General features: G+C 52.8%; 11 protein-coding genes. 3 read left to right on the top strand and 8 right to left on the bottom strand.

Features of this window, described 5'->3' with window-relative positions; translation table 11 throughout:
• Positions 1-17: 17 nt before the first annotated feature.
• Entirely contained in the window at positions 18-1,199 is a 1,182-nt protein-coding gene (locus tag EYB30_RS02290) for a BaiN/RdsA family NAD(P)/FAD-dependent oxidoreductase (RefSeq protein ID WP_166836630.1), read from the bottom strand.
• A 390-nt stretch (positions 1,200-1,589) separates the two neighbouring features.
• On the opposite strand from EYB30_RS02290, the gene EYB30_RS02285 reads away from it, so the two are divergent.
• Positions 1,590-3,677, top strand: coding sequence for a S8 family peptidase (locus tag EYB30_RS02285; protein WP_166836628.1), 2,088 nt, complete (start codon positions 1,590-1,592; stop codon positions 3,675-3,677).
• 66 nt (positions 3,678-3,743) lie between these two features.
• Here EYB30_RS02285 and EYB30_RS02280 read toward each other — a convergent pair whose 3' ends face one another.
• Positions 3,744-5,900 carry an SEL1-like repeat protein gene (locus EYB30_RS02280; RefSeq protein ID WP_166836626.1) on the bottom strand — a complete coding sequence of 719 codons (2,157 nt, stop codon included), beginning with the start codon at positions 5,898-5,900 and terminating at the stop codon, positions 3,744-3,746.
• Positions 5,901-6,020: 120 nt separating this feature from the next.
• Positions 6,021-8,027 (bottom strand): lipid IV(A) 3-deoxy-D-manno-octulosonic acid transferase, encoded by a 2,007-nt coding sequence (gene waaA, locus EYB30_RS02275; protein ID WP_166836624.1) that lies wholly within the window; start codon positions 8,025-8,027, stop codon positions 6,021-6,023.
• Between the two features lie 196 nt (positions 8,028-8,223).
• On the opposite strand from waaA, the gene EYB30_RS02270 reads away from it, so the two are divergent.
• Both EYB30_RS02270 and EYB30_RS02265 read left to right on the top strand, forming a co-directional pair.
• Positions 8,224-9,135 (top strand): glycosyltransferase family A protein, encoded by a 912-nt coding sequence (locus EYB30_RS02270; protein ID WP_166836622.1) that lies wholly within the window; start codon positions 8,224-8,226, stop codon positions 9,133-9,135.
• An 8-nt stretch (positions 9,136-9,143) separates the two neighbouring features.
• Positions 9,144-10,247: a glycosyltransferase gene (locus EYB30_RS02265; protein ID WP_166836620.1), complete on the top strand. Its 1,104-nt coding sequence runs from the start codon at positions 9,144-9,146 to the stop codon at positions 10,245-10,247.
• Between the two features lie 66 nt (positions 10,248-10,313).
• Here the strand turns inward: EYB30_RS02265 and EYB30_RS02260 are convergent, their stop codons facing one another.
• The 5 genes from EYB30_RS02260 to prlC form a co-directional block, all read right to left on the bottom strand.
• Positions 10,314-10,787 carry a peroxiredoxin gene (locus tag EYB30_RS02260; protein ID WP_166836618.1) on the bottom strand — a complete coding sequence of 158 codons (474 nt, stop codon included), beginning with the start codon at positions 10,785-10,787 and terminating at the stop codon, positions 10,314-10,316.
• Positions 10,788-10,827: 40 nt separating this feature from the next.
• The gene (locus tag EYB30_RS02255) at positions 10,828-11,577 is read right to left on the bottom strand and encodes a class I SAM-dependent methyltransferase (RefSeq protein WP_166836616.1); all 750 of its coding nucleotides are present in this window, start codon (positions 11,575-11,577) and stop codon (positions 10,828-10,830) included.
• Entirely contained in the window at positions 11,577-12,278 is a 702-nt protein-coding gene (locus EYB30_RS02250) for a DNA-3-methyladenine glycosylase I (RefSeq protein ID WP_166836614.1), read from the bottom strand. The genes EYB30_RS02255 and EYB30_RS02250 overlap by 1 nt, the downstream gene beginning before the upstream one ends.
• A gap of 72 nt (positions 12,279-12,350) precedes the next feature.
• On the bottom strand, positions 12,351-12,848 hold the full coding sequence (locus tag EYB30_RS02245; protein WP_166836612.1) for a hypothetical protein: 498 nt from the start codon (positions 12,846-12,848) through the stop codon (positions 12,351-12,353).
• A 59-nt stretch (positions 12,849-12,907) separates the two neighbouring features.
• Positions 12,908-14,956 carry an oligopeptidase A gene (gene prlC / locus EYB30_RS02240; protein ID WP_166836610.1) on the bottom strand — a complete coding sequence of 683 codons (2,049 nt, stop codon included), beginning with the start codon at positions 14,954-14,956 and terminating at the stop codon, positions 12,908-12,910.
• Between the last annotated feature and the right edge of the window lie 24 nt (positions 14,957-14,980).

Genomic DNA, 14,980 nt, shown 5'->3' with positions numbered 1-14,980 from the left:
CTTAAGATGTTAGCGTACTAACAATACTGCCCTGCTACCCAACCACTGGCCCAGGCCCATTGGAAGTTATAGCCGCCAAGCCAACCGGTAACGTCGACCACTTCGCCGATAAAATATAAGCCCGGCTGCTGTTTGGCTTCCATTGTTTTTGACGATAAATAATCGGTATCGACACCGCCGATGGTGACTTCTGCGGTGCGGTAGCCTTCGGTGCCGTTGGGTTTAAATATATAGCCATGCAGGCTGTCGGCGATGTGCTGAATGCTTTTTGGGTTTAGTGCTTTTAGCGGCTGATTAGTAAAAACATTCAGCGCCAGCAGCTTTTCTACCAGCCGTTTGGGCAGCAATTTACCCAGCGCCGTTTTTACTTCCTGCTCCGGGTGGGCTTGCTGCTGTGCCGTTAGAAATTCAACTAAGTCGGTTTGCGGTGCCATATTTACCACCACCTCATCACCGGGTTGCCAGTAGCTGGAAATTTGCAGTATTGCCGGCCCGCTTAAGCCGCGGTGGGTAAACAGCATATCTTCCGGGAAGACGGTGCCGTTGGCTTCAGCCGTTACCGGCAAGGACACACCGCTTATTTCCTCAAACACTGCTTTATCACTTGGTTGCCAGGTAAGGGGAACTAACGCAGCGCGCAGCGGTAACACTTTTAAGCCAAACTGCTCGGCTAATTGGAAACCAAAAGCAGTGGCACCTAAATTCGGCAGGCTTAAACCACCGGTGGCGATCACTAAGCTGTGGCACTGCCGGCTTAGCTCTGGTGTGCTAATGCTATACAGGCCCTCAGCGAAACTGACCGCGGTAATGTTTTGCTGCAACGCAATCTGCACATTGGCCGCTTTGGCCTCGCTCAGCAGCATATCGACGATATCTTTGGCAGTATCGTCACAAAACAGCTGGCCAAGTGTCTTCTCGTGGTAAGCAATGCCGTGTTTTTGCACTAAAGCGATAAAGTCCCATTGGGTGTAGCGGCTCAGCGCTGATTTACAAAAGTGTTTGTTTTGCGATAAGAAATTTTCCGGCCCCGCATACATATTGGTAAAGTTGCAGCGGCCACCGCCAGACATTAATATTTTGCGGCCAACCCGTTTGCCATTATCCAGCACCAGTACCTTACGACCGCGCTTACCGGCTTCTATGGCACACATTAACCCGGCTGCCCCGGCGCCGATAACAATCACATCCCACTGCTGCATTTTCTACGTCTGCCTGTTGCTGTAAAGCCGCTATTGTCCTGTACTGTGCCCTGGCATGCAATGCTGGCAATAACAGCACTTAGCTGCCGCCGGATAAAATTAATTTATTCGCTTTGGTTATACCTTATAACCAATAACAATAAATTACATTTGTATCTAAATGTTACACATGTCAGCAACTATCACACTCAGATGACAGTTTGATGATAAAGGCTTTGGACAAATAATCCTTTTTAAGAAACAGCTGTTTACATTAGTTCCGGCTAAAGAAAATCAGCGTTTTTTCACCGGGTTTACTTTACCCTGCCAAACGATTAAAAATCGTGCAGCAGCCGTCCAGACAGGTTGCATACAACTATAAATAATCATAAATCCAGGTAAACAATCATTATGAAACAGACTTCCTTTCGACTGACGGCATTGGCAGCGCTATGCCTGCCCGCTGCTGTTTTTACCACCCAGGTACTGGCCAATGACGATACTGAGCAAGCTGACGGCCCGGCCACCCGTTTTATTATTAAATACAAAGAATCTGCGGCAGATATCAGCGCTGCGCTGCCACAAAGCGTTGGCCAACAGATGAAAGCACAACGGATGGCCGAAAAAGCCCAGCGCTTCAGCAGCCGTGCCGGTGAAAATATGCGCTTTGTGCGCGGCATGGGCTTAAACAAGCACGCCGTATTCCGTGCTGAGCGCAAACTGTCAAAACGGGAAACCCAGCGTATGCTGGAGCTGTTAGCACAGGATGATGAAATAGAACGGGTAGAAGAAGACGTGATGCTGCACGCCACCGCCACGCCAAATGATACCCAGTACAGCAACCAGTGGCACTATTATGAAGCGACCGGTGGTTTACGTGCCCCCGCCGCCTGGGATAATGCGACCGGCCAGGGCGTTGTTGTTGCCGTGCTGGATACCGGTTACCGGCCACACGCCGATTTAAATGCCAATATCCTGCCTGGTTACGACATGATCTCAGATAGCTTTGTCGGCAACGACGGGAATGGCCGCGACAGCGATGCCCGCGATCCGGGCGACTGGACCGATGCCGGTGAATGTGGCAACGGTCAGCCTACCTCGTTCCGTGGCTCCAGCTGGCACGGTACTCATGTTGCCGGCACTATAGCGGCGGTAACCAATAATAACTCCGGTGTGGCGGGTGTCGCATATCAGGCGAAAGTAGTACCAGTGCGGGTGTTGGGTAAATGCGGTGGTTATACCTCTGATATCGCTGACGGCATTATCTGGGCCGCCGGTGGCACCGTATCTGGCGTACCGGCTAATGCGAACCCGGCTGACGTGATTAACATGAGCCTCGGCGGCGCTGGCGCTTGTTCCTCTACCACACAAAATGCCATTAATGTCGCCCGTAACAATGGTACTGTGGTGGTGATTGCTGCCGGTAATGATAACGACAACGCCAATAACTATAACCCGGGCAACTGTGCCGGTGTGGTTAACGTTGCCTCGACTGGCCGTAACGGTGGCCGGGCTTACTATTCAAACTACGGCACCTCTATTGACGTGGCCGCACCGGGTGGTGCGATGAACTCGGCCAATGACCCTAACGGCATCTTGTCTACTTACAATACCGGTAGCACCACACCGGGCAGCGACAGCTACGGCTACAGTCAGGGTACGTCAATGGCGGCACCACACGTTGCCGGCGTTGCCGCGCTGATCAAACAGGCCAAGCCATCAGCCAGTCCAGACGAAGTAGAGCAGATCTTAAAATCTACTAGCCGCAGCTTCCCGGCAAGCTGTAGCGGTTGTGGCACCGGTATCGTTGATGCCAATGCCGCCGTGTTAAATGCGATGGGTTCAGGTGGCGGTACGCCAGGCACTAACGAGCTGGAAAAAGGCGTTGCTAAAACCAACCTGTCTGGCAGCACCGGTAGCAACACTTACTACACTATTACTGTGCCTGCCGGCGCGACTAACCTGACCTTTAACATGGCCGGTGGCAGTGGTGATGCCGACATGTATGTCAAATTTGGCAGCGCCCCGACCAGCTCCAGCTACGACTGTCGCCCGTACAAAGGCGGTAACAGCGAAAGCTGCAGTTTTGCGGCGCCACAGGCGGGGACTTACCATGTGATGTTAAACGGCTATAGCAGCTATTCTGGTGTATCCCTGACGGCAGATTACACCGCAGCATCAGGCGGTGGCAGCACCGGCGGTGGCGGTACTCTGACTAACTTAACGGCAACAACCGGTAACTGGCTGCACTACACCTTAACAGTGCCGGCAGGCATGAGTACGCTTGACGTAACGATGTCGGGCGGCTCAGGTGATGGCGACTTATATGTCCGTCGCGGCGCCCAGCCAACGACCAGCAGTTACGACTGCCGGCCGTATAAAAATGGCAACAATGAAAGTTGTGCCTTTAGTAACCCGCAGGCGGCCACCTGGTATATCAGTATCCGCGCTTACAGCACCTTTAGCGGTGTTACCCTGGCTACAGAATACCAGCCGTAACCGGCACCAGATAGCACAAGGCCAGCAATATGCTGGCCTTTTTTATGTAACGGGCTTCAAGCTATATCAGGGGTTTAGCAACCGGCTTAACTGTGCCTGTGCCAATGGCTCTTGCTGCTCAGCGGCTTGCTGATATAGATCGCGCGCTTTGGCCAGATCTTTGCTCACACCACGGCCATACTCGTACATCCAACCTAAATTATACTGAGCGTTGGCGTAGCCTTGCTCCGCCGCCAACGCAAACAGCTCTACCGCTTTTTTGTCATCAGCTTTAACCTGGCGGCCGTTTTTGTAAAATAACCCCAGCGCGGTCAGTGCCCGGGGCACCTTGGCCGACAACGCCTGCTGATACAACTCCAGCGCCCGGCGCTCGTCCATGCCGACACCATAGCCTTTTTCATACATATAGCCCAAATTGGCAATGGCACGCAGGTGGTTCTGGCTGGCCGCTTTCTGATACCAACGCACAGCCTGCTCGTCGTTCTGCCGCACGCCACGGCCGGTTTCATAACGTAACCCCAGATTAAACTGGGCGTCAGCATCGCCCTGCTCTGCCACTTTGACATACCAGTACAGCGCTTTTTCATCATCCTGCGCTACGCCACGGCCGGCCCCATACATAAACCCCAGATTGTACTGGGCATATAATACGCCTTGTTCTGCTGCCCGTTGATACCACTTTACCGCCTCGACATCATTTTGCGTTGTACCGGTACCATTGGCCAGGCGTAGCCCAGTCAGGTACTGGGCTTCTGCATGTCCCTGCTGCGCGGCTTTAATAAACCAGCTAAACGCCGCAGCTTCGTCAACAGCAACGCCCAGGCCCTGGCTGTACATTACCGCCAGCCGGAACTGGGCCTCAGGGCTGCCGCCATCTGCGGCTTGTTGCAGCAACTTCGCGGCCTGCGCGGCATCGGCTTTTATGCCCCGGCCATCGGTTAAATGCAGCGCTAAATAATAACAAGCAGTCTGATCCTGTTGCTCACAAGCGCGCTGCAGCATATCGACCGCTTTAGTGTCATTGACACGCACACCACGGCCCAACGAATAGCTGATCCCAACCTCACGCTGCGCTTCCGTCACCCCTTGGGCTGCGGCACGTTCAAATAAATCAAAAGCCCGGCTCTCATTTTTACTGACGCCAAGCCCCTGCAGATAAAATTGCGCCAGCTGAAAGCCCGCCCGGCTGTGGCCCTGCTCCAACGCCTGCTGATACCAGCCAATCGCTTTATTCACATTGACCTTGGCACCACGGCCGCTCTGATAGCGTCCGGCAACAATGTACTGCGCATCAACGTCACCCTGTTCTGCCGCCCGTTCATACCACAGCAGTGCACTGGCCTCATCCTGGGTAACACCACGGCCATTGCCATACATAAAACCGAGATTATATTGCGCCAGCACGTGCTGCTGCGCAGCGGCTTTTTGATACCAATATACGGCCAGCGCATCATCCTGCGCCACGCCTTTGCCATTAGCATGCGCCAGTGCCAATTGGTACTGTGCCTGCGCCATACCCTGCTCAGCAGCGGCATTAAACCACCAGGCCGCGGTGGCGCCATCGACTGCAACACCGTGGCCATTAGCATACATGGCGGCGAGGTTAAACTGGGCATCCGCTTGCCCGGCTTCTGCCAGTGGGTACCAGTGGCCAAAGGCCTCGGCATAATTTTGCCGGCCAAAAGCGCGGATGCCGGCTTCAAAGCTGGCTTGGTTCAGCGGCAACACGGCCAGCTGTGGCGCCTTAGGCCCTGACTTTGCCGGAGTGGCAACAGATACCGTTGCTACCGAAGGCAGGCTAAGTGTGGGTGTTGACGCGGGCTTGGCTTTAGCTTGCACAGCTGCCGGCTCAGCGGCAGTCTCAGCGGCGGCTTCAGCGGCCGTCTCAACTGCACTGGCTTTCAGTTGCGTTACCGCCTGCACAATATCCTGCTTTGCCCTGGCAGACTCGGCAAAATCCGTACTGTTTGATGCCGCCTGCTCCAGCCAGTACGCTGCCTGCAGTGCATCTTGCTCAACACCATGGCCCAGCGAATACAATTTCGCCAGTTCAAACTGGGCTGCGGTATTACCGTCCAGCGCCAGCGCCTGCCACAACGCGGCGGCTTTAGCGTGATCCCCCTGCTGATACGCTGCTTTGGCCTCAGCCATTTGCTGCTGTGGCTCAGCCGCCAGCATAAAGCTGGCGACCATCAAGCCTGTTATTATTTTATTTAGCCGCATAGATGCCCCTCCGTCGTCTGATGTTATATCAAAGAACGGCGATGACACCAAGGGTGAAACCAAGATAAAAAGTGAACGCAGCGTGAATAAAAGCCAAAAAACTGCGGCAAACTGTCGATTTTAGCCGTTAAGCTGCCGGTTATAGCCCTGTAACAACCACTGCCACTGCTGTGGCTGCCAGCTAAACTGGCGTTGCAAAGTACGTTCTTTTAGCAAGGATCGCTGCAGCCGTGCCAAATTAGCTTGCTGCCAACTGCCCGGGCTACGTAAACCACATTTGTCAAAGTCGATAAGCCAGAAATCACCCTGGCTATCAAGCAGGATATTGTGGCAATTCAAATCAGAATGATAAACGCCATATTGGTGGAAACGGCCAATCAAAGCGCCTAACTGCTGCCATTGCCCGCAGGAAAGACTTTCGCCACTGCCCAGCAGCCCGGCCAAATCACGGCTATCGGCAATCAGCTCAATGATCAGGTCGCTGCGATAATGCCAGGCTGTGCGCTGATAATGTGCCGCCAGAGGCCGCGGTACCGGTAACTGATAGCGTCTTAACTGACGCAGCAAGGCAAACTCCTGCATTGCCCGGCTGTGCATAACAGAGCGGTAACTAAACTTATCTTTTATCAGCTTGCCAATAAGGCCGCCTCGGTAATAATGCCGCAGCACAAAGCGGTGCTGATTATGCCGGATAAACCAGGCCGTGTTGCGCCCTTGCGACTGCCCAATCACCGCCTGTTGTTGCTGCCAGTAAGCCGGCGCAAAGCTGAGCTGCCCACAGTGGCCAAATACCTCGCGCTGATACCAGCTAACAGCCGCTGCCGTGGCTGATACCGCAAAATCATTGATGCCCTCGGCCAGATAGGTGCTAATGGCCTGACAAATGCGGCTGCTGGCACCACCATGGCGCTGATACAATGCCTGCGCTTTCGCACCTTGTTGCTGCGCCAGCGCAGTGTTATGCAGAAGCTGAGCGGTGCTTTGCACTAACGACGGCACATCCTCTACCCAGCTCAGTGCCTGCTCAGCAGCCAGCCACTGGTAGGCGGTGGCAAAGTTAAACACATGGCGACCGCTTTGTATCGGCTTGGCAAAATGCATCGCCTCCAGCGGATTATGACCACCGCGCTCAATTAAGCTGCCGCCGATAAACACCACATCGGCCAGCTGGTACCAGGCTAACAACTCGCCCATAGTGTCGGCTAACATCACATCCGTCGTAGCATCGACGGCTTTGACCGCACTGCGGCGCACACAGTTAAGCTCAGCCTGCGCGATCAGCTGCGCGACAGTGTTAAAGCGCTCCGGGTGACGCGGTACTAATACCAGCAGCAGATTTGGCAGCTGAGCTTTGAGCTGTTTGTAGGCCGTTAACAGCAGCTCATCCTCACCGGCATGGGTACTGCCGGCCACCCACAGCTGTCGTCCGGCAAATTGCGGCTGAAACTGCGCCACCAGCGCAGAGTGCTGTGGCGGTAGTGCCATATCGTATTTTAAATTGCCGCACACCTTAAGCTGTGCCGGGCAACCGAGTGCGGCAAAGCGGCGGGCTGTCGCCTTATCCTGTGCCAGCAGCAGGCTGATATTCTGCAGCGCCAACTGGCTAACGCCATACCAACGGCGGTAGCCTTTAGCCGATCGCGCCGATAAACGGGCATTAACCACAACGGTCGGGATCAGCGCCTTACGGCATTGCTGCAATAAATTTGGCCACAGCTCTGTTTCCAACAGGATCACCGCCTGTGGCTGCAACTTGCCCAGAAAGCGCTTTACCGCGCCTGGGGTGTCTAAAGGCAAATAACAATGATAAACGCCAGCGCCAAAGGTATTAACAATACGCGCAGAGCCGGTTGGTGTCGTACAGGTAACGGTAAGCGTAAGGTCAGGATATTGCCGCTGCAAGGCTTTAATCAGCGGTGTCGCCGCAACCACTTCACCTACCGAGACAGCATGCACTACTATGCCGCCCATCGCCTGCTGTGGCACCTGCTGCCAGGCCAAACGCTCAGCCAGCCGCTGGCGGTAGGCCGGGTCCTTGCGCGAGCGCAATAACAGATATAACCACACCGGCAGCACAGCCAGATACAGCAGCAGGTTGTAGCAATAGCGGGCAAACAACTGTGACATGACGGGTTTCCTGCAGTTAGGCGCGGCACAATGGCAGAGTAACTATGCGGTTAAACAGGCGCTATAATGCCAAAAACCGGCTGTGGTTACCAAAAGATTCTGTTTCAAAACGGCAATAAATGCTACGCTTAGCGCCGTCTTAGTTGTTAGTCACTGCTTATTTTGCAGCTGCAGTTACCCTGTTTGGAGCTTACTTATGGCGTTACCGGCACACCAGCAACCGGCTATGTTTGATGGCGTAAAAGAATTTTTACTGCGCTTTGCCGCATCGGGTTATTTTCCGGCGACAGCGTTTATTAAAAATCAGCCAGATAAAGCCAGCCTGAGGGTGTTTAACGACAATCTTAACCTGGAAATTGTCAGCCACTGCTGGAACTACGCGCGCTTTTTCGTTTATCAGTTAAGCTCGCTGGTGAAATACCCGCCAACAAATATGCAAGTACGCTTTACCGTGTTTTATTCTGAAGACGATGTTGAAACAACTAAGTTACTACAGCATTTTCAAACTATTGTGGTGCCTAACGTACAGTGGAACTTCCAGAAGCTACCAACGCCGTTATTACTGCGCCGCGCCATTGGCCGCAACCACGCGTCTAAGCAGACAAAAGCCGACTGGATCTGGTTTGCCGATTGCGACATGGTGTTTCATGAAGGCTGTTTAGATACGTTGGAGCAACTGTTAAAAGGCCGGCAGGATATTTTGGTTTTCCCGGACACCTTGCTGGTAACGCCGCTGCTGACCGAAGCCGATCCGATGATTTCGGCCGGTAAAGATAAGACCGAATTGCTTGAAGTGGATAAAAGTAAATTTAAGCCGCGCAAGTTTGACCGCGCCACCGGCGCTATTCAGATTATTCATGGCGACGTGGCCCGCGCCTGCGGCTACTGTGATGACTTAGCCGTGTACCAAAAGCCGAAATATCACTGGACTAAAACCTATGAAGACCGTGCCGTACGCTGGTTATTAGGCACTCAGGGCACGCCGATAGCCCTGCCTAACCTGCTGCTTATCCGCCACGCCGAAAAAGGCCGCTACAAAGAAGACAGCAAAATTTCGGTGATCCGCAAAGCCATCCGCCGGGTGAAGTCGGCTTTGATTAATAAGTAAAACACGCCATGTCGCCAAAAGTACTTATTTTTACCAAAAGGGTGTTGCCCAGATCCAACACCTTTGTCGCTGCACAAGGCAATAATTTGCCAAGCTACCAGCCAGTGTATATCGGCTTACGTACCGACAGCAGCGGCAGCGACTTAATTGCCGGCAAGGCCACCTGTGTACAGTCGACAGTAGAGCCCTTACCTTGGCTATCACGATTATTACTCGATGGTTGTCAGCGCCTCACCCCCAAGTGGCAACAAGCACTGGCCGAACAACAGGCAAATCTTATCCATGCGCACTTTGGCAAAGGTGGCTATTACTGTGCGCCAATTGCCAAAAAGCTGGATATTCCGCTGCTAACCACCTTTCACGGTTCGGATATCACACAAAAAGACAAGTTTTCTTATAACAGTAAGCATCGAGACATCGTGTTCTCGCAGTCGGCAAAAATCCTCGCGGTATCGCAATTTATAAAAAACAGGCTTATTCAACGTGGTTGCCCGCAAGACAAAATTATTCAGCACTATGTCGGTATAGATAATCAGTTTTTTGCCCCGGCAACAGAGAAATCTGCACATCCAACCATACTGTTTGTTGGTCGGTTAATTGAACAAAAGGGCTGTCAGTATTTGCTGCAGGCTATGCGTGAAATTAATAAGAAATTACCCGATGCCGAGTTAATTATTGCCGGCTATGGCACTTATCAGGAAAAATTGCAGGCTCAAGCGGCAGAACTTAACAATGTTACCTTTGTTGGTGCACAAAACAGAGAACAGGTGAAGCAGCTGATGGCAAACGCCTGGGTGACCTGCTTGCCCAGCATAGTGATGGCCAGAGGCAACGAAGAAGGGATGCCGACGGTTTGCGTTGAATCTCAGGCGGTGGGTACCCCTGTGGTGGCTTTCGCTACCGGCGGTGTCAGCGAGGGTGTAGTCAATGAAAAAACCGGCCTGTTGTCAGAGCAGAAAAATGTCGCCCAGCTCACCGACAACTTACTGGCCGTGTTGCAATCGTCTGCCCTGCGGCATCAATTGTCACAAGCGGGTATCGCCCATGTTGACGAGCATTTTAATATTCGCCGACAGTGCCAAAAGTTAGAACAGATTTATCGCACCCTGTAGCGTATAACAGCCATTAAGGTACGCCTTAATGGCTGTTCATGCTGACAACGCTTGCTATCGCCCGCTTTATAGCGCCGCTAAAATCACTTCGGCTTTGCTGACTTCAAAGGTTTTTGGCGCTTCAACATTCAGCAAGGTCACCACACCGTTTTCAACAACCATCGCATAGCGCTGCGAACGGGTGCCGCCAAAATCAGCGGTTTCCATGGTTAAACCAATTGCCTTGTGAAAAGCCGCGCCGCCATCGGCTAAAAAAGTGATCTCGTCAGCATTCTGGCTTTTTGCCCAGGCATTCATCACAAAGGCATCGTTTACCGCGGTACAGATAATGGCATCAATACCTTTAGCTTTAATCTGATCGGCCAGCGCAATATAGCCCGGCAAATGGGCGGCCGAACAGGTGGGTGTAAAAGCGCCCGGCACGGCAAACAGCACCACTTTTTTATTGGCAAAAATCTGGCTGGTGGTTGGGTTCATTACGCCTTCTTTGGTCAGCTGTGAAAAGCTTACCTCGGGCAACTTATCGCCGACTTTAATCATGTTACTCTCCCCATTAAGTTTAGTGTTGTTTCAAATTTGCTTAAATCGCTGCATTAACGTACACGTCAAAGCGGTTGTTTTTTCCTGTTACCGACATAGTCGGTGCCTGCTGCGCCAGATAATCGGCATAGGCCGGTCGTTTTACTACCACACGTTTTTCTGCCAGCTCAAGCGCCGGAGCCAATAACGCATCGGCATCCAGATCGCTGCCGACCACGTCATGAAACGCGCGCATTTCTTTTTTCACCAGCGCGGTTTTGTCCCGTGGCGGAAACATCGGATCTAAATACACCACCTCTATCGCGGCACATTGCGTTAATGCCTGCAGTGCGCTGCAGTGGCATAACTGCATACGCTGGCTTAACCAACTAAGTTCAGCCGTTGCAGCCCCGCGGCGCAGGCCGTCGGACAACAACGCCGCCACAACCGGATTGCGCTCTACCAAAGTGACGCTGGCACCCAGGCTGGCCAGCACAAAGGCATCCCGCCCCAGCCCGGCGGTGGCATCCAGTATGCGCAGATCGCGTTTTTTAGTTAAGCCACAGGCTTTAGCAATGGCTTCATTCTTACCGCCACCATGCAAGCGGCGGTAACTGGCGGCACCACTGGCAAAATCGACCAGTATATCGCCTTGTTTTGCCAATTCAGTATGGCGCAGCACCAGCGCATCATCCTGCCAGGCTAAATGCCAGCCAACGGCGTGTTCGCTCAGTTGCAGACCAAACTGCTGACATAAGCTGGCGGCATAATCTGCCGGCAAAGCGGCACTACTCAGTAACGGCGCTAGCATTAGCGTTGCATGCCTACGACATTCTCGCCAACGCTTAACGCTATAATCTGGCTGATTTGCGTTAAACTTCTGCCAGACTGCTGCTGCCAAAGATTAAACTGCTGCTGAATTTGATTAAGGCTACGCTTACTGCTGATACCTCCATCAAACACCTTGGTTGCCCTAAGATACGCTTCAACATCTTCGCTTAAAATAAAAGTATCTTTGCCGATGGCGCGCAGCGCATAAGGGCCGGTATTGCCGCCTAAACGGGCGCCATGTTGTTTTAAATAGGCCCACAGGCCAATAATATCGGTGCTGGGCCAGTCAGCCAGAAAACGGGCAAAGCTGCCGTGCTTGCGGGCGATATCATCAATCATCATGGCGTTATGCCGAATGGTAAATACTTTAGCCGCGTTACGAATAATGCGCTCGTCGCGTGCTTTGGCTTCGAGCATTTCGTCGCTCATCAGCAGCATTTTTTCAATATCAAAATCAAAAAACACGTCGCAAAAGCCGGACCATTTTTGCCGCACCACGCGCCAGACAAAACCAGATTGAAACACTTTTTTGGTTAGCTCGCCCAGCAGCAGGTTGTCTGGTATGACACTGATTTCAGCCGCGCTGGCACTGTGCCCTAACAAGGCTTCCAATGCCGCTTTACCGCCTTTACGTTCGCAGGCGCGCTGATAAATACGTTCAAAGGGTTCTGCTGTTGTCACACCACTTACCTTTTACCACTAAAAATAAGGCAACAGTGTACTGTTGCCTTCGCTGTCAAACCAGTAGCAATCTTAGTAGATTGCAGTATCCGCACCGGCTTTTAAGGTGCAGACACCATTTTCCAGCACTACCGCAGGTTTAGGCACCACTGCACAGTCAGACATCAGTCCGCGGCGCTCATTATCGGCTTTAACGGCGGCATTGTATTTGTGAATTAATGCCATGATGTGTTCTTCATCCAGCGCTTTTACCGACACAGCAATATAACTGGACGGCCCGCCACAAGGTTTACTGCCAAAAGCTACCACCCGGCACTGGGCAATATTGTCGGCTTTGGCATCGCCAATCAGCGTCATAATCTCGCTGCGCATGGCATTTAAGTTTACATCAGCTGTCATTTGTTGCTTCCTCGCTTTCACCGCCGCTACTGGATTAACCTGCGGATCGATCGGCTCTACTAAGGGTTCGGGCGCCACACGCTGCCCGGCACCTTCGCTATTCGCCTGCCCTTGCTGACACGCCACCAGTAACATAGTGGCCGCCAACATTAACGCTGTTGTCATTCGCATAATACCTCCTGTTTTCTGCTGTCAGCTTGGCAGAGCGGCGCTGAATTGGCAATGAATTGTTAACCGGCAATCCCCATATGCCGCAGTAAGGCTTCGTTGCTCGGCTCACGGCCACGAAAGCCTTTAAACAACTCCATAGGCTCGGCGCTGCCACCGCGCTCTAAGATCCAGCGTAAAAAGTCACGCCCGGTGTCGGCATTAAAAATGCCTTCTTCTTCAAAGCGGCCAAAGGCATCGGCCGACAGCACCTCTGCCCACAGGTAGCTGTAATAACCGGCCGCATAACCGCCGGCGAAAATATGGCTAAAGCCGTGCTGAAAGCGGTTAAAACGCGGCGGAATAATGACCGATACTTCTGAGCGCACTTCGTCCAGCATTTGCTGTACCCGGCCGCCCAGCGTTGGGTCATACTCGGCATGCAGACGAAAATCAAACAAAGCAAACTCCAGCTGACGCACCAAAAACATCGCGGACTGGAAGTTTTTCGCCGCCAGCATTTTATCCAGCAAGTCTTGTGGTAACGGCTCGCCGGTTTCGTAGTGGCCGGAGATAATCGCCAGCGCCTCAGCCTGCCAGCACCAGTTTTCTAAAAACTGGCTGGGTAGTTCTACCGCATCCCAGGCCACACCATTAATACCGGCTACGGCCGCTGCGTCCACTTTGGTTAGCATATGATGAATGCCATGACCAAATTCGTGGAACAAGGTCACCACTTCATCATGGGTAAACAGCGCTGGCTTGCCGCCCACCGGTTTATTAAAGTTGCAGGTTAAATAGGCCACCGGTGTTTGCACACTGCCATCAGCCAGAATACACCGTCCCTGGCAAGCATCCATCCAAGCGCCGCCGCGCTTTTTCGCCCGGGCGTATAAATCGAGATAAAAACTGCCGCGCAGCTCACCCTGAGCGTCAAAAATATCGTAAAACTTAACGTCGCTGTGCCAGACATCAACGCCTTCGCGCTGAGTCACTGTCACGCCAAACAGTTTGTTAAGTACGCTGAATAAGCCGGCGACGACTTTATGCTCAGGAAAATACGGCCGCAGCTGCTCGTCTGAAATGGCATACTTGGCCTGCTTTAGTTTTTCCGCGTAGTAAGCGACATCCCAGGCGGCCAGATCAATAGCCCCGTATTCGCGCTTGGCAAAAGCGGTTAACTCAGCTAAGTCTTGTTCTGCCTGCGGTTTCGCACGGCGGGCTAAATCATGCAGAAAATCCAGCACCTGTGACGGCGACTCAGCCATTTTGGTGGCCAGTGATTCTTCTGCGGCATTGTTAAAATCTAACAGCTGCGCCAGCTCATGCTTTAGCGCCAGGGTTTCTTCAATAATGGCGCTATTATCAAACTGGCCAGCGGTCGGGCCCTGATCTGACGCCCGGGTACAATAAGCGCTGTACAGCTCTTCGCGCAGGTCACGCTTATCAGCATAGGTCATTACAGCGATGTAACTTGGAAACTCCAGCGTAAACACCCAGCCATCCAGCTCACGGTTTTTCGCCTCTTCTGCCGCCGCCAGTTTGGCATCTTCCGGCAAACCGGCTAAATCAGCCTCATTAGTGATCTGCTTAAACCAGGCCTGGGTAGCGTCCAGCGTATTATTGGCAAATTGCGAGCCTAAATCCGACAACCGGCTTTGAATGTCGCCATAGCGCTGCTTTTTCTCTGCCGGCAAACCTATGCCTGACAATTTAAAATCGCGTAGCGCATTTTGAATCACCTTTTGCTGCGCCGCTGTCAAGCTGGCATATTCAGCACTCTGCGCCAGCTGCTGATACTTTTGGTACAACCCTTCATGTTGCCCCAGCCAGGTGCTAAATTCTGACAATAGGGGTAAACAGCTTTCGTAAGCCTGACGCAGCTCGGGCGTATTGACGACCGAGTTCATATGCGACACCGGCGACCACAGCTTGCTTAAGCGCTCGCTGTCTTGCTCCAGCTGTTCTATCAGGCTGGCCCAACTCACCTGTGACGCGGCTACCACACGCTCTACTGCTGCGCGAGCCTGCGCAATTGCCTGCTCTACCGCCGGTTTTACTTGCTCTGGCGTAATGGCTGAAAATGGCGGCAAGCCGGTAAAACTGAGTAATACATTGTCGCTGGCTGACATATCGATCCCTTTATGCAAAATCAT

This window comes from Rheinheimera pleomorphica, assembly GCF_011634895.1.
GTDB classification, from domain to species: Bacteria; Pseudomonadota; Gammaproteobacteria; order Enterobacterales; family Alteromonadaceae; genus Alishewanella; species Alishewanella pleomorphica.
Note: the sequence above shows the minus strand (reverse complement) of the source record. Positions and strands in the feature narration are given on the sequence as shown.